Source organism: Aeromonas sp. 604282 (genome assembly GCF_049170575.1).
In the GTDB taxonomy this organism is placed as follows: Bacteria; Pseudomonadota; Gammaproteobacteria; order Enterobacterales; family Aeromonadaceae; genus Aeromonas; species Aeromonas veronii_A.
Window position 1 is genome coordinate 57,879 of the sequence record NZ_JAAKMV010000018.1, and the last position, 23,018, is coordinate 80,896.

Consider the following 23,018-nt stretch of genomic DNA (forward strand, 5'->3'; position numbering starts at 1 on the left):
CCAGCAACTTCCCTCAGACTCAAGACAACCACCAGTCTCAAGACAACAACCAGCGCCGCAGACGGGCGATATCGCCGGGATATTCGCGGCGCAGCGTCTCAATCCAGTCTTCCACGTTTTCCCACCAGGCGGGATGATCCGGGCTCTGGATCAGCTGGGCCGTCTGCTGCAGTCGGCGCAGGCCGATGGAGCCTGCCGCCCCTTTTATCTTGTGGGCCTCCTCCACCACCCCCGCCTGATCCTTGGCAATCATGTTGGAGTCGAGCACCGCCATGTAGTCCGGCATCATCTTCTCGAACAGATCGACGCTGGAGAGCAGCACCGGCTTGCCCACTGTATCGGCATAATCAGTGAGGAAGGGGATATCCAGCAGGGCATCCTGATTGCCCGCATCCGCCTGCTCATCCGCCTCATCCTCGGCGAGATCGGCAAACAGGTGACCAATCACCTCCCGCACCGCTTTGGAGCCAAGTGGCTTGTTGATCACATCCTGCATGCCGTGATCCCGGTAGTACTGGCGATCACCGGTGGAGTTGGCGGTGAGCGCCACCATGGGCGGCAGGCTGTCGCCATAACGCGCCAGCAGCTTTTCAGCCACATCGAAACCGGTCATGTCCGGCAGCTGGATGTCGAGCAAAATGAGGTCAAAATCATCCGGATTGGCCATCGCCAGCGCCTGCGCACCATCACGTGCCACCTGCACCTGATGACCCAGCTTGTTGAGCAGGGCACACGCCACCGTCACGTTGAGCTCCACATCCTCCACCAGCAGGATATCGAGGGATGGCATCTCCTCCTCTTGCTCCGGCAACACAGGTTCGGCGCAAGCGACCTCCAGCTCGGCGGTGAAGCAGGAACCTTCGCCCGGATCGCTGTCCACATAGAGCTGCCCGCCCATCGCCTGCACCAGCTGACGGGAGACCGCAAGACCAATGCCGGTGCCGGTGGCGTGCTTCTTGCCCTGCACCTGATAGTACATGGCGAAGATTTTCTCCTGCTGGGCACGCGGGATACCAACACCGGTATCCTCCACCTCGAAGTGCAGGGCCAGCTTGCCGGGCTCGTCGGCTGGGTGAGAGAGGCAGCGCACGGTGACGCCGCCCTCATCGGTAAACTTGACCGCATTACCCACCAGATTCCACAGCACCTGACGCAGCCGGGTGCCGTCGGCCATCACAAATTGTGGCATCTCGCCATCACGATCGAAGTGCAAATAGAGCCCCTTCTGCTCAGCCTGGATGCGCGATAGGGTCTCAAGCTCATCGAGGAAGGCGGGCAGGTCGATACGGGTCGGTGCTATCTCGAGACGGCGTCGGTCGAGCTTGTCCAAGTCGATGATGTCATTGAATATATTGCCCAGGGTCACCGCACTCAGGTGAATGGTCTTGAGCTGTTGGCGCTGGGTCGGGTCGAGGGGGGTATCCATCAGCATCCGGCTCAACCCCACGATGCCGTTGAGCGGGGTCCGCAGCTCGTGGCTGATGGTGGAGATAAAGGTGGTCTTGTCGCGACTCGCCTTCTCCAGTTTGTCCTGATACTGCTTGCGCTCGGTGATGTCGCGACCAAAGCCGAGCAGACCGAGCCGCTTGCCGAAGCGATCGAAGAAGGGCACCTTGCGCAGCTCGAAGTAGGCCTTGCGGCCATCGGGATACTCCAGCCACTGCTCGTAGGTGAGCGGTTCGTTGCTGGCAAAGACCTGCTTGTCGGTCTCCACCACCTTGTTGGCAATCTCCTGCTTATAAACATCGAACGGGGTCAGACCGATCAGCTCGCTCTCCGCCTTACCAGTCAGCTCCTCCATGGCGCGGTTACAGCCAGAGAATTGCTCATCCTCGTTGCGGTAGTAGACCAGATCCGGGGAACAGTCGATAAAAGAGCGCAGCAGAGCGGTACGCTCCCCCAGATGGAGCTGAGCTTTCTCCCGCTGGAACACCTCGTTTTCGAGATCTTCAATGGCCTGCAAACGCAGGCTCTCGGCCCGGTTGGTCTCGGCAATCTGGGCATTGAGGCGACTGATGTTCTCCTGCAACTGGCTGTTAAGCTCCAGATCCCGCTCACGCATATCTTGCAGCTTGCGCACCATCCGGCTCAGTCGCTGACGGGAATCCTCCAGCTGATCCACCACGATGGAGAGAAAATAGACCGCCCAGGGGGTCACCAACAGGCCAAAGAAGACCGAACGCACGAAGTCGATCACATCGATATTGCCGCGCAGAAACAGGGTTACCCCCATCTGGATGGCGACCGCCAGCACTATGATGCCGGCCGCCAGAAACATGCTGAATCGCACCAGTCCCAGCTTGGTCATCAGGTCGACGTAATATTGCGCCCAGGATTTAATCTGCTTCATCTTGTTATTTTCTCCCCGATATTCGCGAACAGAATACCAGCACAGAGAATTGAACTCTTCTTATCTCGCACAATTAATTAACGATTCGCCGTGTAAAATGAGTGAGTTAGGATATTTGATGAAATTCTGTCAGTTGCCATTAAGGGTGGCCCCCTATAATCATCCACCCGTCAATTTAAACACGTTTAATTCAGGAGTTATCTGATGCGCAACACCACCCTGCTTGGTCTGGGCCTGCTGGCTGCAAATAGTGCATATGCGGATTTGGGAACCATTCCCAACGAATCGGGCTGGTCTGGTTTCCTGCTTGGCGGAGTCAATGTCATCAATTACGAATCCAACTTTTACAGCGGTGATGACGAAAACCGTCGACTGGGCGGACTGGGCAGTGCCGAGAGCAGTTCCGCCGTCGCCCCGCTGCTCAACGCTGATATCCGTTATACCTTTGCCGATACCCGCACCCAGGTATTCCTCGGTAACCTGATCCAGGATGCCATCCGTTTCGACTTCACCCAGCAGCTCGGTATCCGCCAGGAGATGAGCGACAAGGGTATCGTGGCTGGCTCCGTGGTCTTCAATGCCATGCCAACCGAACAGTGGAGCGATCCTTTCGCCGTAGGCGTCGATCGCCAATCCACCGATATCAAGTCAAAAGGAGTTCGCTTCGCCTGGGACAACATCTGGGGTAGCAACTTCAATGGCAGCCTGACCACCCGCAACATTGAAGTCGATGAGGAACGCAGTGGCAGCCAGTATGGCGCCGACACGGCGGCCAAGCTGGATCGCAACGGCAAGATCCACGCCCTGGATTTCTCCTACAAATGGCAGCTGGCACCCGGCCAGGTGCTGGAACCGGCTTTCATTCACCGTCAGGCCGATCTGGACGGCAGCGCCCAGAGCTACAAGAGCAACGGCCTCCAGTTGACCTACGGCAAGCGGGCATCCCAATGGTCCTTCGTCAGCAACCTCTATCTGGGTCAGACCAAATATGATGAGGCCAACCCGATCTTTGACCAAAATGCCGACTCCGACGAGTTTGCCCTGACCGGCACCTTCTTCTGGCACCGCCTGTTCGGTATCGCGCCGCTCTCGGCAACCTTTACCGCTGGCTATGCCAAATCCGATTCAGATATCGACTTCTACGACTCCGAATCCATGGTGTTCAATACCGGTCTGCTCTACAACTTCTAACCCGCCACCCACTGGAAAAGAACAAGGCCACCTGAGTGGCCTTGTTGCTATCTGCTTGTCGCCCGTCAGATCCCGAGGGAGTCGAGCAGATCATCGTGATCATTACTGGCAGGTGCAGCGGCTGCCGGTGCCGGTTTGGTCGCCTCCTGTTTGGCCTGAGCGATCAGGGCATCAGGATCCAGCTCCTCATGCTCCATCCCCTCATTGTGGATGCGGATGAACTCGGTCTTGTCCATCGCCAGCTCCAGATAGAAGATGTTGTTGCGGGCGGTGAAGAAGGTCACGCGTCGGGACTCCGGACTGTCGAGATTGGTATCGACGCTCAGCATCACCTGCTTGTTGAGGGCCAGCATCTTGGGCTGGTTCTGGGTGATGTGAGTCTGCAGATCACGGCCCACCTTGACGGTAAAGCTGCCAACGATCTGGTTCATCAGCTCGCCCATCACGTTGCTCACCTCGTCAGAAGTATGGGAGATGGCAAGATCCTCCTTGGAGAGCCCCATGCTCAGCATGTAGCTCTCATAAAGCTCCATGGCGGAAGCGGCAGAGAAATTGATCACCACCAACCCCGAGAAGCCGCCATCGAACAGCACGAAGCAGCCAATATCCGGCTTGAGGCAGGTTTTGCTTATGCGCTGCACCATACCGGAAAAACGCACCTGACTCTGGGTGGCCGCACTCAATACATCCGTTACCGAATGACACAGACTCAGTAATACATCCTCTGTGGTCAATACGGCATCATCGTCGGCTCTTGTCACTATCATGGGACCTTCCTGCACATCGAAAATGGGATGATCTATACCATAACTCTAACAGATGGCGCGGCCCACAGACTGAAATAGCGACACAGCTCTCAGTTGACGCCGTTGTCAGTAGCCGCAGGGGTGAAACCACTCAGCTTGGCGAGCCGATCACGCCATCTGTCGGCCTGCTGCACCAGGAGGTCTAATTCATAAGGTACGGCTGGATGAGCCCCCCAGATGGGACCGGGCCAAGCGGGGTCTGTGGCGAAACGGGCAACATGGTGAATATGCAACTGCGGTACCAGATTACCCAGCGCCCCTATGTTGATCTTGTCCGGGCTGAGGGAGTGTTCCATCAGGGCTGCGATGGCACAAGACTCCTGCATCAGCTGCTGCTGCTGCTCCGGTGCCAGGTGATGGATCTCGCGCAAATTGGCCACACGCGGCACCAGAATGAGCCAGGGGTACTGACTATCTTTGGCCAGCAGAACTCGACAAAGCGGCAGATCGCCGAGCCAGCAGGTATCCGCCTGCAGGCGTGAATGCAGTTCAAACATGAACACCTCGTTGAGTAAGATGAAGAGGGCATCCAAAAGGGAGGGCCCACGTTACTGCAACGGGCGAAAAACTTAAAGCTGTGGCACGGCCCAACCGATAAAGCGCTTGCGCAAAGCCGGATCGGCCCGGAGGAACAACTGCTGCAACTGCCCTTCCAGCTCGCTGGCAGCCACACCGGGTTGCGCCCCGCTGGCGGGCATAGCCACTGGCGGCGCAGCAACAGCGACTGCCGTCAGCGCCGCCTTGCCACCGCTGCGGTTGTATTCAGCCAGTTTGCCATTCCAATCCACCCCAAGCAGCATACCACTGGTCACCAGCGCATCCTGCTGGATAGCCAGCGCGCGACCATTCTCCTGCAACGCCACCACAGGAGCCTTTGCATACGCCTGCATCCCCCGCTCATCGGCCGGTACGCTGGCCGTCAGCTGCAAATGCTGATTGCTGCCCTGATAGCGCACCACCTGTGGCTCGGAGCGTACCTGCCGATCATTCTCGCTGCTGCTGCGACTGGGGATCACCCCCTCGAAGCGCACCAACAGTTGCTGTTCGCCATCCGCCAGGGTGGCATGCTGCTCATCCTGCAAGGTGCCGTTGCTCACCGCGAGGATGCGGAAATTCTCCGGCACCTTCACTTCCACCATGGCCTGCGCACTGCCAGCCCCCAAGACTGCACAGAGCAGCACAAACCCGGTCAACCCTCTATTGCTCTTCATTCCCGCTGATCTTCCTGATGCCGATGATGGGCGCAGGGTAGCAGCCGAAGATGACAGAAAAATAACGCCGCTCAGAGCAGGTAGTTGGGTCGCTCGGCAAACCACTGGGCCAGCACTTGCTTGAACAGCCGGATCTTGCGCGGTACCCGCCGCTGCTGGGCATGCAGCACATGAAGCTGATGCAGACCGCTCTGCCACTCGTCAAGCACGGTCACCAGCTCCCCCGCCATCAGCAGCGATTCCACCAGCATCAGCGGGCACTTGGCATAGCCCATACCAGCGCGCGCCAGTTGCAACACTGTGCTGTAGTGGTTGGCCCGCACCTTGCCCTGCACCAGAATGTGTGCCTCTTCCCCCTCATGGATAAAGTGCCACTGCTCCCAGGCCGGATTGTGCCCCTGCAACAGGCAGCTGCGCCCGCTCAGCTCATAGGGAGTGGCGGGACGCCCCTCTCGCGCCACCAGTGCGGGGCTCGCCACCACCACATCCTTGAGCCGCCCCAGCGGCAGGGCCACCAGATTATCCGGCACTTCGCTCATGGCGCGCAGGGCGATGTCGTTCTCTCCCTGGCTCATGTCGACCATCTGGTTGGTGAAGTTGAGCTCCACCTCCACTCCCGGGCAGAGCGCGGCAAAGCTGGTCAGCAGCTCGCTCACCATCCGATCGCCGGTGCTGACCGGGCAGGTAAAACGCAGTCGTCCGCAATCCTCTTCGGTCAGCGCCTGAATATCCTGCTCCGCCTGCCGAGCCAGCGCGAAGATCTCCCCCGCCTGCTGGTAGAGGGTCTTGCCCGCCTCGGTCAGACTGAGGCGGCGGGTGGTGCGCTGCAACAGTTGCGCATTGAGGGAAGTCTCCAGCGCGCTGACGTGGCGGCTCAACATCCCCTTGCTGACCCCCAGCGTATCGGCCGCAGCCGAGAAACTGCCGCGCAGCACCACCTCGTAAAAGCTGGCCAGATGGGCGATATCCATCATTAGCTCCAATATGGAAACAATGGGTTTATTTTACGCGCTTTTTCGCATTTTCTGTTGCGCTAGAATCGATACATCCCAACCAGGAGTGATGCAGATGAAAATTGTGATTGTGGGTGCCTCCGGCACCGTCGGCTCCGCGGTCAGTGAACTGCTTGCCAAAGATCATCAGGTGATCCGGGTCGGCCACAGCCGTGGCGATGCCACGGTCGACATGCGCGATCCCGCCTCCATCAAGGCGCTGTTTGCCAAGCTGGGGCAGTTCGATGCTCTGGTCGTCGCCAGCGGCAACGTGGCCTTCAACGGCCTGACCGAGATGACCGACGAGCAGTGGCAGGTGGGGCTTCAGAGCAAGCTGATGGGCCAGATCAACCTGACCCGTGCCGCTATCCCCCACCTGAGCGACAAAGGTTCCATCACCCTGATCAGCGGCATCCTGAGCGAAGAGCCGATCAACTGGGGCGTGAGCGCCAGCACAGTCAACGGCGCCATCGAGCACTTTGTGAAAGCGGCCGCCTGCGAGCTGCCAAGGGGCCTTCGCATCAACGTGGTGAGCCCCACCGTGCTGGCGGAGTCGATGGACAAATACGCTGACTTCTTCCCGGGGTTCTTGCCGGTGCCTGCCGCCAAGGTAGCGCAGGCTTACAAGAAGTCGGTGTTGGGCATCCAGACCGGTCAGGTGTTCAGGGTCAACGGCTGATCGCCGCTCGCTTGCCGCCAGACCAGCAATAAAAACGGGCCCCGCAATGGGGCCCGTCTGTTTATTTGCCTCTATCTTTCACCACCAGCAAACGTTTGTTTATAGGCGACAAAAAAAGAGCAACCCTTAGTCGATCAGACCGTACTGATCACGCAGCACCTCGATGATCTCCTGCTTGGGATTGGCAGAACGCGCCAGCTTGTGGCCGATGATCTTCTCGGCGATCCCGACGTAGGTGTTGGATATGTCCATCATTACTTCGGTCGGCAGCTTGTTGTCGCGGGCCAGGGCGAAACGTTCCGGCATGCGGTTCTTGTTGAGCAGGATGTCCGGATCCGGGAAGTGGTTGAGCAGCCACTGACGGAAACCCTCTTTCGACTTCTCGACAATCTGACCGTCGCGCAGGGCCGCGCCATCCCAGATACGGGAGCTGTCGGGGGTGCCCACTTCATCCATGTAGATGAGCTTTTCGTTGCCGGCGGCATCGTGGACGTAGCCAAACTCGAACTTGGTATCGACGAAGATCTGATCCAGCCCGGCCAGCGCGTCGCTGATGACGTTGAAGCCCTCTTTGAGCAGCACTTCGTAACGGTCGATGTCAGCCGGTTTGCTGAAGTTGAAGCCCTTGTAGTGGCGCTCGATATCGGCACGGGAAACGTTGACGTCATCAGCTTCCGGCACGCCATCCAGCCCTTTCAGCACGCCCTTGGTGGAGGGAGTGATGAGAATTTCCGGCAGCTTCTGATCCTTTTTGAGCCCTTCCGGCAGGGTGATGCCGCAGAACTCGCGCTCGCCATCCTTGTAGGCACGCCACATGGAGCCGGTGATGTACTGACGGGCAATCGCCTCGATCATCACCGGACGAGCTTTTTGCACGATCCAAACGAAGGGGTGCGGAATATCCAGAATGTGGCTGTCGGCCAGTCCCTTCTCCTTGAACAGCTTGAACCAGTGGCTAGAGATGGCATTAAGCGCAGCCCCTTTGCCCGGTACGCCGTTCAGGCCATCCACACCTTGCCAGATGCAATCGAAGGCCGAGATGCGATCGCTGATCACCATGAGGGCGAGGGGCGCATCGGCCGGCACATCATAGCCTTTCTCTTTTATGAGCCGGGCACTGTCTTCGGGGGTCAACCAGTAGACGCTGCGCACTTTGCCGGAATGGACAGGTTTATCGGTACGGATCGGCAAATCGTCATTCACCGCCAATACTTGATCTGCAAGACTCATGGCTAATAACACTTCCTGTTTGTGGGGGGTAAACATCGCGAGTCCCTCACCCGCGCGCTCTGTTTGCAACGGACTGGCAAGGGGGCTCGCATCATCGAAAACCGCTCGGAATCCCCGCGTTTTCAGGGGGATTTTGATAACAAAACAGGGGCACAAGGCCCCTGTATTTATTCTGCTTTTGCTGCTGCCTGATCGGCCAGCCCCTTGGCGAACGCCTCGGACAGGCTGATATACATCTGGGAGATAACCCCGGACGATACCGGCTTCTTGTCCTTGTCGAACAGGGTGATGGAGGTCTTGCCTCCCGCCATTTCGCCAAGCTGGAAGCGGTATTTCTCCTCCTCCAGTTTGAACGGCTCGCTCCCTTTCGCCTTCCAGAACTCGGCACCCGGCTCTTCGTACTCGACGTCGATCCAGCCCAGAGACTGCTGGGTATCCTTGATGGTGAAACCGTAAGCAGGCAGTACCTGATTAAGGCGACGCCACACCTGATCAAAGGAACCTTCGGCAATCCAGGCGCTCAGCTCGTTGTTGTCCAGACCCAGTTGCAGACCCATGCCATCGTTGGACTTGTGCTGCTCGCGGGCTTTCAGCTGGCTGTCGTAATAGAGAGAGAACTGGTTCAGCACTCGCGCGGCATAGCGCTGGGCATCGGCAGGGGTCAGCTTGTTGCTGGTCTCGCCGTCGATGGTCTCTTCGTGATCCAGTACCCGGACCGACATATTGACGGCGTGGCGCTGGGCATCGTTGCGCACGGTGAACTGGTAACGCTGACGGATTTTGAAGTCTTCGTCATCTTCACCCCAGCCATCGAGGGCAACAGTGTTGTCAAACCAGCCGGTCTGCAATACGCCATCCTGCTGATCCAGCTTCTCGGTGGTGACCTTGTATTTGGCCAGGAAGTTCATCAGGAACGACCAGGTATCGCGCTCCACGCTCTGGCTGGTGCTCAGGGCATAGAAGGCAACGGTCGGTTCGGTTGCACTCTGCACCACCTGACTGCCCGGTACCACGGTCAGCAGCTGGGCGGGTGGACGCACATCGACCTGGGCGCCGAGGGCACCTTCACGGCTGCTCTCGGGCAGCGGCGGGATGTCGTACTGGCTGTTGAAGGTGGGGGCACTCAATCCTGCGGGGATCAAGAACGCGCGGCCCTCGAGGCGGGCATCTTCATAACCGAAGTCGCGGTTGGCCATTTTGCGATCCTGGGGGGTGCTGCAACCGGCCAAGACGGCCACAGTCGCAACGCTCAGCACCAGACGGGCTCTATTTCCCTTTCCATTAGATTTAAACACTCGCCATCAACTCCGCTGTGGTCAGTGCTCGCGCCATCAGCTGCTCGCCCTCGGGGGTGAGGTCAACCAGCGGCAGGCGCAAGGTGGCTGTTGCAATCAACCCCAGTTGGGCACAGGCCCATTTCACCGGGGTGGGGCTCGGTTCGCAGAACAGAGTCTTGTGCAACGGCATCAAGAGATTGTTGATGTCATGCGCCTGCCCGGCATCACCGGCCAGCGCAGCACGACACATGTCGGCCATCTGGGCCGCTGCAATATTGGTGGTGACCGAAATCACGCCATCGCCACCTTGCAGCATAAAATCACAACCAGTGGCATCGTCGCCACTGTAGAGAGCAAACTCCGGCCCGCACAGCTCGCGCAGCAGCGGGGTGCGGCTCAAATCGCCGGTTGCCTCTTTCAAACCGATAATGCCGGGAACCTTGGCCAGACGGGCCACGGTCTCCGGTTTGAGATCGCAACAGGTGCGACCGGGCACATTATAAAGAATTTGGGGCAGACCACTAGCCTCGGCGATCGCACAATAGTGGCGATAGAGACCTTCCTGAGTGGGCTTGTTGTAGTAAGGAGTCACCGAGAGACCCGCCACCACGCCGGTTTTGGCCAGTCGCTTTGCCAATTCAATGGCATGGGCAGTATTGTTGGAGCCGCAACCGGCGATGACGGGAATGCGTCCGGCGGCATACTCAACGGTCTTTTCAACGACGGCGATATGCTCCTGCTCGCTCAGGGTCACCGATTCCCCTGTGGTACCCACCGCAACAATGGCGCAGGTCCCGGCGCTGACATGATAGTCGACCAGTTTGGCCAGACTGGCCCAATCGACTTCACCTGAAGCCAGCATGGGGGTAACGAGCGCAACAATACTACCGCGTAACATGGACTTTTCTCCCGATTTTCAGGGGCGTAATGGTAAAGCTGACCCCTTTGAAAAACAAGGGAGAGAGGGGGCAAGCCGTGATACCATCCGGAACAAAAAGTAATGGACGAAAGTCGGCAGCGTCCCTCAGGGAGTGGTCATCAGGGCCGGAGGGTTGGCTTGCCAGCGCGGCTTTCGCAACGAAATAACGGACGAGAGAAGATTTATGACTCACTACCTGGTCGTAACGGCCATCGGCACGGACAGGCCTGGCATCGTCAATGAAGTGACCCGCCACGTCAGTGGCTGTGGTTGCAACATTGTGGACAGCCGCCTTGGCATCTTCGGCAATGAATTTACCTTTATCATGCTGCTCTCGGGCGACTGGAACAGCATGATGCAACTCGAAATCAGCCTGCCCCTGCGTAGCCAGGAGTGGGATCTCATCACCATGATGAAACGCACCGAGCGCCACCAGTCCCTGCAGTATGACGTCCGCGCCAGTGCCGACCTGTTGATCCGCGACGAGCCCGGCATCGTAAGCCAGTGCACCCAGTTCTTCAGCGAACATGGCTGGAACATTCAGGCGATGCAATCCATGACCCTGGAGCAGCAGCCATTCAACCTGCTGAAGATCAGTTTTCAGCTCAATCTGGCCAGAGAGGGTGAAGTGGAAGGTTCGCAAACCGCCTTCGCCGAATTCTGTCGTCAACTGGGTGCCGAATCGTTCGAGTTTATCGTCAATCGCAAACACGCCTGAGGGCGTTTTACCCGAGGAGACCCCATGCAACCACTACAAGCTGGCAGCCCCGCCCCCGATTTCTCCCTGCCCGACCAGAATGGTAATCAGGTCAGCCTCGCTGGCCTGCGCGGCAGGAAGGTGCTGGTCTATTTCTATCCCAAGGCAATGACCCCGGGCTGCACCACCCAGGCCTGCAGTCTGCGCGATGTGAACGCCGAGCTGGCCGCCCTCAATGTGGTGGTGCTTGGCATCAGCCCGGATCCGGCCAAACGGCTGAAAAAGTTCGAAGAGCGGGACCAGCTCAACTTCACCCTGCTGGCCGATGAAGACCACGCAGTGGCAGATGCCTTTGGCGTCTGGGGCCCGAAGAAATTTATGGGCAAGGAGTATGATGGCATTCACCGCCAGAGCTTCCTCATCGACGAAGAGGGCAAGATTGCCCATCACTTCGACAAGTTCAAAACCAGCGATCACCATCAGGTGGTACTGGATTTCCTCAAGGGATAACCCTCCCCTGCGTCATTGAAAGGCCTGCCATGCAGGCCTTTTTTGTCTGGCCAGCAAGCCCTTGCCAGTGGATTTTTCTCACCAACTCCCCCGCCCAGATCAAAAAATTCATTTTATATATGGGTTAACGTGACCCCAGAATCATCTTCCAGCGAGATATCCCATGAACATGAGCAACACAGAACGTTTGATCCTGAGCAACCAGTACGAAATTCTGGCGAAACTCAATCCGGAGAAAGCGGACGCCTACCAGCGCGCAAGCACCATCATCGAGCGCGGCTACTGCCTGCAGATCCTCGAGCTGGAGAAGAGCTTCGGCCATCTGGATCTGGCGACCTGCCAAGAGGTAATCGACACCCTGGAGCTGCACCACGCACTGGCCATCTCATGGGGCAATCTGGATGTAGACGATCAGGGCGAGATCAACGCCAGTCGGCTGGAGTTCAACGGCTACAGCCGCAGCCAAGAGCGTGAGCTGGCTGACTACGTCTGCTTCCTGCTGGAGGTGGACAAGCGCTTCCCCGAGCTCAAGTGCCCGTGCGACGAGCTCTCCAGCGACATCGCCATGCGCGACAAGTACCAGCGGATGCTGCAGGTGTGGCGTCAGTGTCCACGTCAGTACAAGCTCTCCATCCAGGAGATCCGCAAGGTGCTGGCGGCCTGATCCACACACCGACCGCAACAAAAAGGCGCCACTGGCGCCTTTTTGCATCTGATACGGGTTATTCGTAGAGAAAGGATTTATCGAGCTGCTGGAAGGCGGCCTTGAGGGTATCGGCCAGCTCTTCATAGCGCGGCTGTGACACCAGCTGACGACGGCCACCCTGCTCGTTCATCTTGCCGTTGATCTCCCGATACCAGCTCGCCAGCGACGGGGGCAAGCGGGTGTCGGCGCGCTGGCCGAGCCAGTAATAACCTTGCAGCGGCAAACTGAGCAGAAACAGCACGGAAGTGATGACTGAAGGCCAGTAGTGCTGCTCCCCAAACTGGAACTGCAACATCACGCTCAGCACCGCCAGCGCGGGGATCACCTTGAGGGCGAACTCGGTCGCCTTGATCACCCGATTTTCAGGAAACATCGAATTGAGCTCGGGACGGCGCGGCCAAAGCGTCATATAATGGCGGCCTTGCTGTAACTTAGTTCCAAAAATGTTCATGCTCATACTACCTCCGAGCGCTTTTTGAACGTACTAACGGCAAAACCTCGACAAAATTTGATGCAAAGTAACAAAGGTTGAGGATGACTTTGTTATTTTTCAACAATCGGGTTATCCTTTGTACGCCCATTTTTGCGTCAAAAGCTTCTTGCTATTGACCTGTCAGGGACGTCTGGATTTCGGGTCTTGTATCACTATACAAGGGGCAAGCAACAGATTGCCAACCCTCATAAGGATAAGTTGAAAGTTTTTGGTCGCACCGCGTCCAACGCATCCGCCTACACAACCCAATCTGCGATAGGATTTATTCATGAGTAAGCTGGTTCTTGTTCTTAACTGTGGCAGCTCTTCCCTGAAGTTTGCCGTCATTGACGCAACCACCGGTGATGACCTGCTGTCCGGCCTGGCCGAGTGCTTCAACCTCGACGACGCCCGCATCAAGTGGAAACTGAATGGCGAGAAAGGCAGTGCCGATCTGGGCGCGGGTGCCGCTCACCAGGAAGCGCTGGACTTCATCGTCAACAAGATCCTGCCGCTCAATCCGGAACTGTCCAAGAACCTGATCGCCATCGGTCACCGTGTTGTTCACGGCGGCGAGCGCTTCACCTCTTCCGTCGTTATCTGCGAAGACGTGATCGCCGGCATCGAAGCTGCTGTTCCGTACGCACCGCTGCACAACCCGGCTCACCTGATCGGTATCCGTGAAGCTCGTCGCGTATTCCCGGCGCTGGCTGACAAGAACGTGGCCGTATTCGATACAGCGTTCCACCAGACCATGCCGGAAGAAGCCTTCCTGTACGCCCTGCCGTACAAACTCTACAAAGAGAACGGCATCCGTCGCTACGGCGCTCACGGCACCAGCCACTACTACATCAGCCTGGAAGCTGCCAAGCAGCTGAACAAGCCGGTTGAAGAGCTGAACATCATCAACTGCCACTTGGGCAACGGCGGTTCCGTCTGCGCCATCAAGAACGGCAAATCTGTTGATACCTCCATGGGCCTGACCCCGCTGGAAGGTCTGGTGATGGGTACCCGCTCCGGCGATCTGGACCCGGCCATCATCTTCTTCCTGCACGACAAGCTGGGCATGAGCGTTGCCGATATCAACACCATGCTGACCAAAGAGTCCGGCCTGCAGGGTCTGACCGAAGTCACCTCCGACTGCCGTTTCGTTGAAGACAACTACGACAGCAAAGAAGAAGCCAAGCGTGCTATGGACGTTTACTGCTATCGCCTGGCCAAGTACATCGGCGCCTACGCTGCCGCCATGGACGGTCGTCTGGACGCCGTTGTTTTCACCGGTGGTATCGGTGAAAACTCCGCCCCGATCCGTGAAATCACCCTGAACAAGCTGGGTCTGCTGGGCTTTGACGTTGATCACGACGCCAACCTGAAGGCTCGTTTCGGCAAGGGTGGCGAGATCACCAAGGCTGGTTCTACCAAGGCCCTGGTTATCCCGACCAACGAAGAGTGGGTTATCGCCCACGACGCGCTGGAACTGGTCGGCGCTTAATTGACGCAGTAACTCGAGGCCGCCCACAGGGCGGCCTTTTCCTGATCCCAAAAAATGAACAAGGGGTATAAAGTGGCACGCACTATTATGCTTATCCCGGTCGGCACTGGTGTCGGCGTAACTTCCGTGAGTCTGGGCGTTGTTCGCGCCATGGAGCGTCACGGTGTCAATGTCAGCTTCTTCAAACCGGTTGCCCAGCCGCGTCCGGGTGAAACCGGTGCCGAGCGCTCAACCGCCGTTATCCGCGCTGCTGCCAACATCAACCCACCCGAGCCGTTCACCCTCTCCTACGCCGAGAACATGATCAGCTCCAGCAACACCGACATCCTGCTGGAAGAGATCGTTGCCCGCTTCGAAGAGCACGTGAAATCCAGTGGTGCCGAAGTGCTGGTTGTCGAAGGTATGGTGCCGACCGACAAGCAGCCCTTTGCCAACAAGCTGAACTACGACGTCGCCAAGGCGCTGGACGCTGACATGGTATTCGTGACCCACCCGGGCCATGACTCCAGCCAGAAGCTGAAAGAGCGCATTGAGCTGGCCTGCTCCAACTTCGGTGGTGTCAACAACCCCCGTATCGTTGGTTGCGTGATCAACAAGGTTGGCGCACCGGTTGACGAGCATGGCGTAACCCGCCCTGACCTGACCGAGATGTTCGAAGCCCATCACCACGCTTCTGACGCTGCCCACAACCTGGAAGTGCTGCAAGTGTTTGGCAAGAGCCCGCTGCGCATCCTGGGTTGCATCCCCTGGAACACCCAGCTGATCGCCCCGCGCGCCAAGGATCTCGCCAAGCATCTGGCTGCCAAGATCCTGCACAAGGGCGAGCTGGACAGCCGCCGCCTGCAGACCGTGACCTTCTGTGCCCGCTCCATCCACAACATGGTTGAGCACTTCCGTCCGGGCAGCCTGCTGGTGACCTCCGGAGACCGCTCTGACGTCATCGTCTCTGCCTGCCTCTCCGCCATGAATGGCGTCAAGCTGGGCGCCCTGCTGCTGACCGGTAACTATCATCCGGAGCCGCAGGTAATGGCGCTGTGCCAACAGGCCATGGCCACCGGCCTGCCGATCATGATGACCGGTACCAACACCTGGCAGACCGCCGTCAGCCTGCAGAACTTCAACGTAGATATTCCGGAAGATGACCGCGAGCGTATCGAGCTGGTACAGGACTACGTCGCTGGCCACATCGACAAACACTGGATCGAGTCGCTGACTGTCAGCTCTACCCGTTCCCGTCGTCTGAGCCCGCCGGCATTCCGTTATCAGCTGACCGAGCTGGCCCGTCAGGCCAACAAGCGTGTCGTGCTGCCGGAAGGCGACGAGCCGCGCACCATCAAGGCTGCCGCAATCTGTGCCGAGCGTGGCATTGCCCGTCCGGTGCTGCTGGGTAACCCGGAAGAGATCCGTCGCGTTGCCGAACAGCAGGGTGTTGTTCTGACCGATCGCGTCGAGATCATCGATCCGGCCGTTGTGCGCGAGCGCTATGTGCCGCGTCTGGTCGAGCTGCGCAAGAACAAGGGCATGACCGAAGTGGTTGCCCGCGAGCAGCTGGAAGATAACGTGGTACTGGGTACCATGATGCTGGAGCGCAATGAAGTTGACGGCCTGGTATCCGGCGCGGTACACACCACTGCCAACACCATCCGTCCGCCGATGCAGATCATCAAGACTGCTCCAGGCTCTTCCCTGATCTCCTCCATCTTCTTCATGCTGCTGCCTGACCAGGTGCTGGTCTACGGTGACTGCGCGATCAACCCGGATCCGACTGCCGAGCAGCTGGCCGAGATCGCCATCCAGTCAGCCGACTCCGCAGCCGCTTTCGGCATCGAGCCGCGCGTCGCCATGATCTCCTACTCTACCGGCACCTCCGGCGCCGGTGCCGATGTAGAGAAAGTGCGTGAAGCGACCGAGCTGGCCAAGGCCAAGCGCCCCGACCTCATCATCGATGGCCCGCTGCAGTACGACGCGGCCATCATGGAGAACGTGGCCAAGTCCAAGGCACCGAACTCACCGGTTGCCGGTAAAGCCACCGTGTTCGTCTTCCCTGACCTGAACACCGGTAACACCACTTACAAAGCGGTGCAGCGTTCCGCTGACCTGGTCTCCATCGGCCCGATGCTGCAAGGCATGCGCAAGCCGGTCAACGACCTCTCCCGTGGCGCTCTGGTTGACGACATCGTCTACACCATCGCCCTGACCGGTATCCAGGCTGCTCAGGCTGACGCACAAGCTTAATCAGCATCCGCCTGAAAAAACCGATCACAAAGGCTGCTCACCCCAGGTGAGCAGCCTTTTTTGTTGGGAACTTTTCTGCAGGCAGCATAAGCAGCCGAAGATTCAGGATCAGACAGATAAAAGTGTGAGTGCGTTATGAGGCTATGCTCCCTGTCACACAAGACTTTCCATTTGGTATTTGGCAATAAAAGTCTTTATATATCTTATTGTTATTCGAAAATTGCCATCTCTTATAGCAAAGCAAATCGCACTCAATACCTGTAAAAAATGACAGCCGTCACATCTTCCAAATCTGGTTAATCATCCATACGAATCCCCTACCACAAGGAAGTGTGAAATGCGTAAAAACAGCTTGTCCATCATCATGTTGCTGTCCGCCCTCCCATTGTTCACCCTGCCCTCGCAGGCTGCAGACAAGGTCGCCCCCAAGCAGGCCACCACGGTTGCCGCCAAGCAGGAGAGTGGCAAAATGGATATCAATACGGCAACCCTTGCCGAGCTCACTAACCTCAAGGGGATTGGTGACAAAAAGGCACAAGCCATCGTCGACTATCGCGAGAAACAGGGCAAATTCACCTCGGTCGACCAGCTGGCAGATGTGAGTGGCATTGGCCCGGCCACTCTGGAGGCAAACCGTGACATGATCATCGTCAAATAACGTCCGAGCACTGCATATGCAAACGGGGCTGGCTGTGGCTGCCCCGTTTTTCTTGGAGTATCATGGCCGCACTTCAATCCCGCTGGATAGTTTTCCATGAAAAAGACCCCTCTCATTGTTCGCAAGGCCGTGCTTCCGGTAGCCGGTCTGGGTACCCGTATGCTGCCCGCCACCAAGGCCATCCCGAAAGAGATGCTGCCGGTGGTCGACAAGCCTCTGATCCAGTATGTAGTGCGCGAAGCTATCGCCGCCGGGATCAAGGAGATCATTCTGGTCACCCACTCCAGTAAAAACTCCATCGAAAACCACTTCGACAAGAGCTTCGAGCTGGAAGCGACCCTCGAGAAGCGGGTCAAGCGCCAACTGCTGGAAGAGGTGCAACAGATCTGCCCGAAAGACGTCACCATCATGCACGTCCGCCAGGGGGAGGCCAAAGGGCTGGGCCATGCAGTCCTCTGCGCACGACCGCTGATCGGTGACAACCCCTTCGCCGTGCTGCTGCCGGACGTACTGATCGATGACGTAGCCAGCGACCCGAAAAAAGACAACCTGGCCGAAATGGTGCATCTGTTTGAAGAGGAGCAGATCAGCCAGATCATGGTAGAAGCGGTACCCGAGAGCGAAGTAGACAAGTACGGCATCGCCGACATCAAGGGTGAGGCGCTGACCGAGGGGATGTCCCTGCCGATGCAGGCCATTGTCGAGAAACCGCCTCGTGACGAAGCGCCCTCCAATCTGGCGGTGGTGGGTCGTTACGTGCTCTCCTCCAATATCTGGCCGCTGCTGGAAAAAACCCCGGCCGGTGCCGGTGACGAAATCCAGCTGACCGATGCCATCGCCATGCTGATGGAGCAGGAGCAGGTCAACGCCTACTTTATGAAAGGCAAGAGCCACGATTGCGGCAGCAAACTCGGCTATATGAAAGCCAATGTGGAATATGCAGTACGCCATCAGGAGCTGAACGGCGAATTTATCGGTTGGTTGAAGCAGTTCGTCAAACAGTTGTAATCACTAAAAAATCTGTTTTGTATAGAGGTATTCGAGGAGCATCAAATGATGCTCCTTTTTCATTTTTGCAACAAAAAATCAATCAAGAATAAATAAACTCTCAGCAAATCATAATGTTGTAATTTATTCACGCATGTTCTATAAGGGTTGAGGCGTGTTTCTCGCCCTTGCATAAAAAACTCAAAAAAATATAAAACACAGGTGGAAGTTCCAATGAATAACCCGTCAAAAGGGACCTTTCTAGGTCACCCTAAAGGGCTTTTTTTGCTCTTTAGTACCGAACTCTGGGAGCGATTCTCCTATTACGGCATGCGTGCCGTACTGGTGCTCTATCTGACCGACCTGACTGCCAACGGCGGTCTGGGCTGGACTCAGGCAGATGCCCTCAAACTCTACGGTATCTATACCGGTCTGGTTTATATCACTCCGCTGATCGGCGGCTGGCTGGCTGACAATTTCCTCGGCCAACGCCGTGCCGTGCTGTTTGGTGCGATCCTCATGGCTGCTGGCCAGTTCACTCTTGCCCTGCCCCACGCCATGTTCCCTGATATGGTCATTAACGTCTTCTATGCGGGTCTCGGCTTGCTGATCCTGGGTAACGGCCTGTTCAAACCGAACATCTCCACCATGGTGGGTGACCTCTATCAAGAGGGCGATCACCGCCGTGATGGTGCCTTCACCATCTTCTACATGGGTATCAACCTGGGTTCCCTGCTGGCCGGCGTGATCTGTGGCGCAGCTGCCACGGCATACGGCTGGCAAGCCGCCTTCGTCAGTGCCGGTATTGGTATGCTGCTCTCCCTGGTAGTTCAAGCCACCATGGCCCAGCGTTTCCTCGGTGACATCGGCCGCGTACCGGCAGCTCAGCGCGCCGCCGAACAGCGCAACAAGGAGCAGAAGGCTCCGTTGACCAAGCAGGAAGTGGATCGCATCAAAGTTATCCTGATGCTGGGTCTGTTCACCATCATCTTCTGGGCTGGCTTTGAACAAGCCGGTGGTCTGATGAATCTGTATGCCCAGCAGTATACTGACCGCATGATCGGTGACTTCGAGGTACCGACTGCCTGGTTCCAGTCTCTGAACCCCTTCTTTATCATCACCCTGGCCCCGATCGTCGCCGCCATCTGGATCAAGCTCGGCAAGAAGGAGCCGAACTCTCCGGTGAAATTCGCCATGGGTCTGCTGTTCCTGGCCGTAGGCTTCCTGTTCATGGTGGGTGCTGTGCTGCAACAGGGCGGAGATCAGACCGTCAAGACCTCCATGTTCTGGCTGGTTGGCGCTTACCTGTTCCACACCCTGGGCGAACTCTGCCTCTCGCCCATCGGTATGTCCATGGTAACCAAACTGGCTCCGCTGCGTCTGGTATCCCTGATGATGGGCGCCTGGTTCGGTTTCACTGCCGTGGCCAACTATGTCGCCGGCTTGATTGGCTCCTTCGTGGGTGAAGCTGGCCCAATCGCCATCTTCGGCGGTATCGCACTGTCTGCAGTCATCTGCGCCCTGATCCTGCTGGCCATGGCCAACCGCCTGGTCTACTGGATGCACGGTGCCGAAGGCCCTGCCAAAGAGCCACACGTGCAAGACAAGAAGTTGCAGTCCGCTGCCGTTTAAACGGTCAGGATTGTCAAAAGCAAACAGGGCACCCTATGGGTGCCCTGTTTGCTTTTGCCTTCCGTAGGCAGCATCAATGATGACGCACCTGCACATCGAGCGCACAGCCACTGTCACTGCGAAACTGCAGATCGAATGGTTCATGCCAACTGCGCTTGTGCAGAGCATAGTGACTATTGCGCATCAACCCCAGAGGTAAACCGCCGGAACGCATCAACCAGTGGGGAGACGTGAGTCCAGCATTTGCAAATACCAACCCATCGTGCTGATCAAAAAGCAGCGCCGCCATGGCAAAAGAGTGGCGAAGCCCGGACGCCATCAGCTGATGGTTGAGGTAGTCGAGCAACCGGTGTGGCTGGCTCAGTAACCGGCTCTCGTTCTGCTGGAACTGTCGGTAGGGGACGTTCATCAGGGAGCGCACCAGTGCCCCGCAAAATGCCGCATCTGTCCCCATGATGGGTAGCTCCATCACCAACACCAGCAGCTTTTCTTCCACTTTGAAGGTATCGGGAATAAAGAGATGGCCCAGCCCCTTGAAAGTGACCTGCCAGGGGCCCCACTCCTGCAATCCCGGCGGCTTCAGCCCAGCCAGCAAACGGCTGGCAGCTCGATCATGGGCACTGAAGTAATCCATATGCGCCATCAATTCCAGCTGCTGGGCTCGAGTGCTCCCACCGTTAAGGCACTGGTCAATACTGCGATCGACCAGTGCGAAGTTCTCGAGGGGCTTGAGCAGGTAGTCCCGTGCACCGGCACGCAAGGCACTGGCGACCGCCTCCATGGAGTTCTGTGCCGAAATGACGATAACCGGCATATGGGGGTAACGGGCAGAGAGGCAGGCAATTACCTCGCGGCCATCCATATTGGGCATATTCAGATCGCACAGAACCACGTCGGGATGATAAATAGCTGCGGCTGACAACCCTTCAATTCCATCCTCAGCCTGAAACACCGTTGCCCCGTCCCGCGCGAGGTAACTCACTAACGAGTGGCGAAAAACCGCTTCGTCTTCCACCACCAGGATCCGCAGTCCGGGTTTTGGCATGTTGACAAAAACCTTATGAGTCAATTGTTTATTTAAGTAATAAGACTAGCCCAAATCAGCAGAAATGCCGCGCGCCTTGCGTCAAAAACAGCCGGATTGGCTAATCTGCATACCAAAGTAGTGCAAGCTGCTGGATTGTCGACATAATCCCGCGCCCCCTGCTCAACACCCCGCGGTACGCTCTATTTTCACTCCCCCGACCATGCAGTGCACTCACTTGCAGTGTGACGAATTGTGCAGGAGAGCACCATAGGGGATAATGCCACCCACTCCAGCCCGTGAAGAAGATCATGACTCCAGCCGAATACAACGCCCTTGCCCATCCCAGATTGTCCCATCCGGCACGCAGCCTCTATACCCTGCAGCTGCGCCGACTGGTGCTGGAAAATCAGGCGGCCCGGCTCAACTATCCCGAGCTGGGTCGGGCGCTGGCGGTGGTCGATCCTGGTGATCCCTGCGGCTTCTCGTTTCAGGTCAATGCCCGCCAGCTCACCGAGTTGTTCGATGAACTGATGGAGGCGGGCCTGCTGCAGGTCGAGGCTCAGCCAGAGAGTGAGCACTACCATCAGTGCCCTTTTCAGTTGCCACTGCTCACCCAGAAATTGCGGAGCCCGCTGCCGGAACGCCCCTTCCAGATGCATCTGCAATGGCGCCCGGACGAAGAGCTGCCCGCCCTCGCCCGTCTGTGCGGAGTGATCGATGCCAGCTACAGCGAAGAGGATCTGGGGGAGTTTATCGCCTACTGGCTGGGGCGCCCCGAGGTGTTCGACTCCCAGCATCAATGGATGCTCAAGTTTATTCGCGCCCTCAAGACCCGCCGCTACACTCGTCGCAAACCGATGGAGGTGCAAGGCTACCAGCAGGTGACGCCGGCTCCGGCAGAGTCAGGCCCGAGCAAACGGGCCCAACAGATGATTGAAGAAGCCAAGAGACTGGCACAACAGCAGACGCAAGAACCCGCACAGCAGCAGGAGCCGGATAATGATTGATAGCGGCCCCCGCCTGCAGGCAAAATCAACCCCTTGTCTACCCATCCCTGATCGAGCAGAAGGAGCATTCCATGACTGACCCGCAAGATCCCCTGCGCCAGGAGCTGGAAGAGATCGAAGCCAAGCGCCAGAAGATCGCCAAGGCCAAGCAGGATCACCGAATTCACGACCCGGAATTGAGCCGCCATGTGGGTGGCCTGCTGGAGCGCATTCGTCGCCTGCAGCAAGAGACAGGTGGCGGCCAGTATGACTACGAGACCCTGCGCAAGGAGTATGACGCCAAGGCCAACGCCGAGGTGCGCGAGCTGCAGAAGGCGGCTCGTCAGGAGCGGATCCAGAAGCTGATCGCCCAGGCCGACCTCAACCCTGACTGGGTATTCGACAAGATGGATGCCGGTGACCCGGCGCTGCAATATCCCATCGAAACCGCCCGTTACTTTATCAGCGGCTTCGAGCACTGGGAGAAGAGCGGTGGCGGTTGCATGCTGATCTACGGCGACTACGGCACCGGCAAGTCGACCCTGGCGGGGGCGGTGGCGCATGAGCTGATCGCCCGTCACCAGAAATCGGTGATCTTCCAGCAGTGGGCCTCCATCGTCGATCGGCTGTTCTTCAACGTCATCCCCGACCAGGATGAGCGCAACCAGTACCGCCGCGCGCTGGAAGAGGTGGATCTGCTGATCATCGACGAGGTATCGGCCAACCGTGCCAAGATGGCGGAGAGCCAGTCCAGCTTCCTCGGCCACCTGCTGCGCCGCCGTCGCAACCTGTCAAAGAGCGTCATCATCATCACCAACCACACGCCCCAGAGCCTGCATCAGGCGATCGGTGATTTCAGCTATGAGGCGATCAAGGCGTTCAATCCGGTGGATATCCACCTGAGCGGCCCCAGCCGTCGCCCCAGCATCGGCAACTACAACGGCTGATCCCCTCTCAGCGA

22 protein-coding genes are annotated in these 23,018 nt (G+C 57.8%); 12 read left to right on the forward strand and 10 right to left on the reverse strand.

The window, feature by feature from the left end; genetic code table 11:
• Positions 1–37: 37 nt before the first annotated feature.
• Positions 38–2,350: an aerobic respiration two-component sensor histidine kinase ArcB gene (arcB, locus tag G5367_RS18465; protein WP_216980168.1), complete on the reverse strand. Its 2,313-nt coding sequence runs from the start codon at positions 2,348–2,350 to the stop codon at positions 38–40.
• A gap of 204 nt (positions 2,351–2,554) precedes the next feature.
• On the opposite strand from arcB, the gene G5367_RS18470 reads away from it, so the two are divergent.
• On the forward strand, positions 2,555–3,541 hold the full coding sequence (locus G5367_RS18470) for a DUF2860 family protein (protein ID WP_421244819.1): 987 nt from the start codon (positions 2,555–2,557) through the stop codon (positions 3,539–3,541).
• 65 nt (positions 3,542–3,606) lie between these two features.
• On the opposite strand, the gene G5367_RS18475 is transcribed toward G5367_RS18470, so the two are convergent.
• The 4 genes from G5367_RS18475 to G5367_RS18490 form a co-directional block, all read right to left on the reverse strand.
• A complete protein-coding gene (locus tag G5367_RS18475) occupies positions 3,607–4,308 on the reverse strand; it encodes a DUF3334 family protein (RefSeq protein ID WP_421244820.1) in 702 nt (233 codons plus the stop codon).
• 89 nt (positions 4,309–4,397) lie between these two features.
• Positions 4,398–4,844 carry an HIT domain-containing protein gene (locus G5367_RS18480; RefSeq protein ID WP_005341106.1) on the reverse strand — a complete coding sequence of 149 codons (447 nt, stop codon included), beginning with the start codon at positions 4,842–4,844 and terminating at the stop codon, positions 4,398–4,400.
• Positions 4,845–4,916: 72 nt separating this feature from the next.
• A complete protein-coding gene (locus G5367_RS18485) occupies positions 4,917–5,558 on the reverse strand; it encodes a DUF2057 domain-containing protein (RefSeq protein ID WP_421244821.1) in 642 nt (213 codons plus the stop codon).
• A gap of 71 nt (positions 5,559–5,629) precedes the next feature.
• Positions 5,630–6,529, reverse strand: coding sequence for a LysR family transcriptional regulator (locus G5367_RS18490; protein ID WP_421244840.1), 900 nt, complete (start codon positions 6,527–6,529; stop codon positions 5,630–5,632).
• 97 nt (positions 6,530–6,626) lie between these two features.
• Between G5367_RS18490 and G5367_RS18495 the strand changes: the two genes are divergently transcribed.
• On the forward strand, positions 6,627–7,229 hold the full coding sequence (locus G5367_RS18495) for a short chain dehydrogenase (protein ID WP_421244822.1): 603 nt from the start codon (positions 6,627–6,629) through the stop codon (positions 7,227–7,229).
• Positions 7,230–7,355: 126 nt separating this feature from the next.
• On the opposite strand, the gene G5367_RS18500 is transcribed toward G5367_RS18495, so the two are convergent.
• The 3 genes from G5367_RS18500 to dapA form a co-directional block, all read right to left on the reverse strand.
• A complete protein-coding gene (locus G5367_RS18500; protein ID WP_040065098.1) occupies positions 7,356–8,459 on the reverse strand; it encodes a phosphoribosylaminoimidazolesuccinocarboxamide synthase in 1,104 nt (367 codons plus the stop codon).
• A gap of 167 nt (positions 8,460–8,626) precedes the next feature.
• A complete protein-coding gene (gene bamC, locus G5367_RS18505; protein WP_005349235.1) occupies positions 8,627–9,754 on the reverse strand; it encodes an outer membrane protein assembly factor BamC in 1,128 nt (375 codons plus the stop codon).
• Positions 9,747–10,634 (reverse strand): 4-hydroxy-tetrahydrodipicolinate synthase, encoded by an 888-nt coding sequence (gene dapA, locus G5367_RS18510; protein WP_139410839.1) that lies wholly within the window; start codon positions 10,632–10,634, stop codon positions 9,747–9,749. Before dapA ends, bamC begins: the two co-directional genes overlap by 8 nt.
• Positions 10,635–10,839: 205 nt before the next feature.
• Between dapA and G5367_RS18515 the strand changes: the two genes are divergently transcribed.
• The 3 genes from G5367_RS18515 (at position 10,840) to G5367_RS18525 (ending at position 12,526) form a co-directional block, all read left to right on the forward strand.
• Positions 10,840–11,373, forward strand: coding sequence for a glycine cleavage system protein R (locus tag G5367_RS18515; protein ID WP_005349229.1), 534 nt, complete (start codon positions 10,840–10,842; stop codon positions 11,371–11,373).
• Between the two features lie 24 nt (positions 11,374–11,397).
• Positions 11,398–11,862, forward strand: a complete 465-nt coding sequence (bcp, locus tag G5367_RS18520; RefSeq protein WP_421244823.1) for a thioredoxin-dependent thiol peroxidase — start codon at positions 11,398–11,400, stop codon at positions 11,860–11,862.
• 163 nt (positions 11,863–12,025) lie between these two features.
• Positions 12,026–12,526: a YfbU family protein gene (locus G5367_RS18525; RefSeq protein ID WP_421244824.1), complete on the forward strand. Its 501-nt coding sequence runs from the start codon at positions 12,026–12,028 to the stop codon at positions 12,524–12,526.
• 58 nt (positions 12,527–12,584) lie between these two features.
• On the opposite strand, the gene yfbV is transcribed toward G5367_RS18525, so the two are convergent.
• Positions 12,585–13,025 (reverse strand): terminus macrodomain insulation protein YfbV, encoded by a 441-nt coding sequence (gene yfbV, locus G5367_RS18530; RefSeq protein WP_043851809.1) that lies wholly within the window; start codon positions 13,023–13,025, stop codon positions 12,585–12,587.
• A gap of 304 nt (positions 13,026–13,329) precedes the next feature.
• Here yfbV and G5367_RS18535 point away from each other — a divergent pair, with 304 nt between their 5' ends.
• The 5 genes from G5367_RS18535 (at position 13,330) to G5367_RS18555 (ending at position 20,044) form a co-directional block, all read left to right on the forward strand.
• Positions 13,330–14,532 (forward strand): acetate kinase, encoded by a 1,203-nt coding sequence (locus G5367_RS18535; protein ID WP_005349210.1) that lies wholly within the window; start codon positions 13,330–13,332, stop codon positions 14,530–14,532.
• A gap of 54 nt (positions 14,533–14,586) precedes the next feature.
• The gene (pta, locus tag G5367_RS18540; protein WP_005341131.1) at positions 14,587–16,767 is read left to right on the forward strand and encodes a phosphate acetyltransferase; all 2,181 of its coding nucleotides are present in this window, start codon (positions 14,587–14,589) and stop codon (positions 16,765–16,767) included.
• A 337-nt stretch (positions 16,768–17,104) separates the two neighbouring features.
• Positions 17,105–17,425, forward strand: a complete 321-nt coding sequence (locus G5367_RS18545) for a ComEA family DNA-binding protein (RefSeq protein WP_421244825.1) — start codon at positions 17,105–17,107, stop codon at positions 17,423–17,425.
• A gap of 96 nt (positions 17,426–17,521) precedes the next feature.
• The gene (galU, locus tag G5367_RS18550) at positions 17,522–18,433 is read left to right on the forward strand and encodes a UTP--glucose-1-phosphate uridylyltransferase GalU (RefSeq protein WP_005341135.1); all 912 of its coding nucleotides are present in this window, start codon (positions 17,522–17,524) and stop codon (positions 18,431–18,433) included.
• Between the two features lie 213 nt (positions 18,434–18,646).
• A complete protein-coding gene (locus G5367_RS18555; RefSeq protein WP_005341137.1) occupies positions 18,647–20,044 on the forward strand; it encodes a peptide MFS transporter in 1,398 nt (465 codons plus the stop codon).
• Positions 20,045–20,117: 73 nt separating this feature from the next.
• Here the strand turns inward: G5367_RS18555 and G5367_RS18560 are convergent, their stop codons facing one another.
• Complete coding sequence (locus tag G5367_RS18560; protein WP_216980159.1) at positions 20,118–21,089, reverse strand: response regulator; 972 nt, start codon at positions 21,087–21,089, stop codon at positions 20,118–20,120.
• Between the two features lie 290 nt (positions 21,090–21,379).
• Here G5367_RS18560 and G5367_RS18565 point away from each other — a divergent pair, with 290 nt between their 5' ends.
• Complete coding sequence (locus G5367_RS18565) at positions 21,380–22,078, forward strand: DnaT-like ssDNA-binding domain-containing protein (protein WP_421244826.1); 699 nt, start codon at positions 21,380–21,382, stop codon at positions 22,076–22,078.
• 71 nt (positions 22,079–22,149) lie between these two features.
• Positions 22,150–23,004 (forward strand): DnaA ATPase domain-containing protein, encoded by an 855-nt coding sequence (locus tag G5367_RS18570; RefSeq protein ID WP_005349200.1) that lies wholly within the window; start codon positions 22,150–22,152, stop codon positions 23,002–23,004.
• The last annotated feature ends 14 nt before the right edge of the window (positions 23,005–23,018 follow it).

Excerpts from the sequence above, each read along its gene's own strand:
- arcB (WP_216980168.1), bottom strand. The coding sequence starts at position 2,350 with ATGAAGCAGATTAAATCCTGGGCGCAATATTACGTCGACCTGATGACC.
- G5367_RS18470 (WP_421244819.1), top strand. The coding sequence starts at position 2,555 with ATGCGCAACACCACCCTGCTTGGTCTGGGCCTGCTGGCTGCAAATAGT.
- G5367_RS18475 (WP_421244820.1), bottom strand. The coding sequence starts at position 4,308 with ATGATAGTGACAAGAGCCGACGATGATGCCGTATTGACCACAGAGGAT.
- G5367_RS18480 (WP_005341106.1), bottom strand. The coding sequence starts at position 4,844 with ATGTTTGAACTGCATTCACGCCTGCAGGCGGATACCTGCTGGCTCGGC.
- G5367_RS18485 (WP_421244821.1), bottom strand. The coding sequence starts at position 5,558 with ATGAAGAGCAATAGAGGGTTGACCGGGTTTGTGCTGCTCTGTGCAGTC.
- G5367_RS18490 (WP_421244840.1), bottom strand. The coding sequence starts at position 6,529 with ATGGATATCGCCCATCTGGCCAGCTTTTACGAGGTGGTGCTGCGCGGC.
- G5367_RS18495 (WP_421244822.1), top strand. The coding sequence starts at position 6,627 with ATGAAAATTGTGATTGTGGGTGCCTCCGGCACCGTCGGCTCCGCGGTC.
- G5367_RS18500 (WP_040065098.1), bottom strand. The coding sequence starts at position 8,459 with ATGAGTCTTGCAGATCAAGTATTGGCGGTGAATGACGATTTGCCGATC.
- dapA (WP_139410839.1), bottom strand. The coding sequence starts at position 10,634 with ATGTTACGCGGTAGTATTGTTGCGCTCGTTACCCCCATGCTGGCTTCA.
- G5367_RS18515 (WP_005349229.1), top strand. The coding sequence starts at position 10,840 with ATGACTCACTACCTGGTCGTAACGGCCATCGGCACGGACAGGCCTGGC.
- bcp (WP_421244823.1), top strand. The coding sequence starts at position 11,398 with ATGCAACCACTACAAGCTGGCAGCCCCGCCCCCGATTTCTCCCTGCCC.
- G5367_RS18525 (WP_421244824.1), top strand. The coding sequence starts at position 12,026 with ATGAACATGAGCAACACAGAACGTTTGATCCTGAGCAACCAGTACGAA.
- yfbV (WP_043851809.1), bottom strand. The coding sequence starts at position 13,025 with ATGAGCATGAACATTTTTGGAACTAAGTTACAGCAAGGCCGCCATTAT.
- G5367_RS18535 (WP_005349210.1), top strand. The coding sequence starts at position 13,330 with ATGAGTAAGCTGGTTCTTGTTCTTAACTGTGGCAGCTCTTCCCTGAAG.
- pta (WP_005341131.1), top strand. The coding sequence starts at position 14,587 with ATGAACAAGGGGTATAAAGTGGCACGCACTATTATGCTTATCCCGGTC.
- G5367_RS18545 (WP_421244825.1), top strand. The coding sequence starts at position 17,105 with ATGCGTAAAAACAGCTTGTCCATCATCATGTTGCTGTCCGCCCTCCCA.
- galU (WP_005341135.1), top strand. The coding sequence starts at position 17,522 with ATGAAAAAGACCCCTCTCATTGTTCGCAAGGCCGTGCTTCCGGTAGCC.
- G5367_RS18555 (WP_005341137.1), top strand. The coding sequence starts at position 18,647 with ATGAATAACCCGTCAAAAGGGACCTTTCTAGGTCACCCTAAAGGGCTT.
- G5367_RS18560 (WP_216980159.1), bottom strand. The coding sequence starts at position 21,089 with ATGCCAAAACCCGGACTGCGGATCCTGGTGGTGGAAGACGAAGCGGTT.
- G5367_RS18565 (WP_421244826.1), top strand. The coding sequence starts at position 21,380 with ATGACTCCAGCCGAATACAACGCCCTTGCCCATCCCAGATTGTCCCAT.
- G5367_RS18570 (WP_005349200.1), top strand. The coding sequence starts at position 22,150 with ATGACTGACCCGCAAGATCCCCTGCGCCAGGAGCTGGAAGAGATCGAA.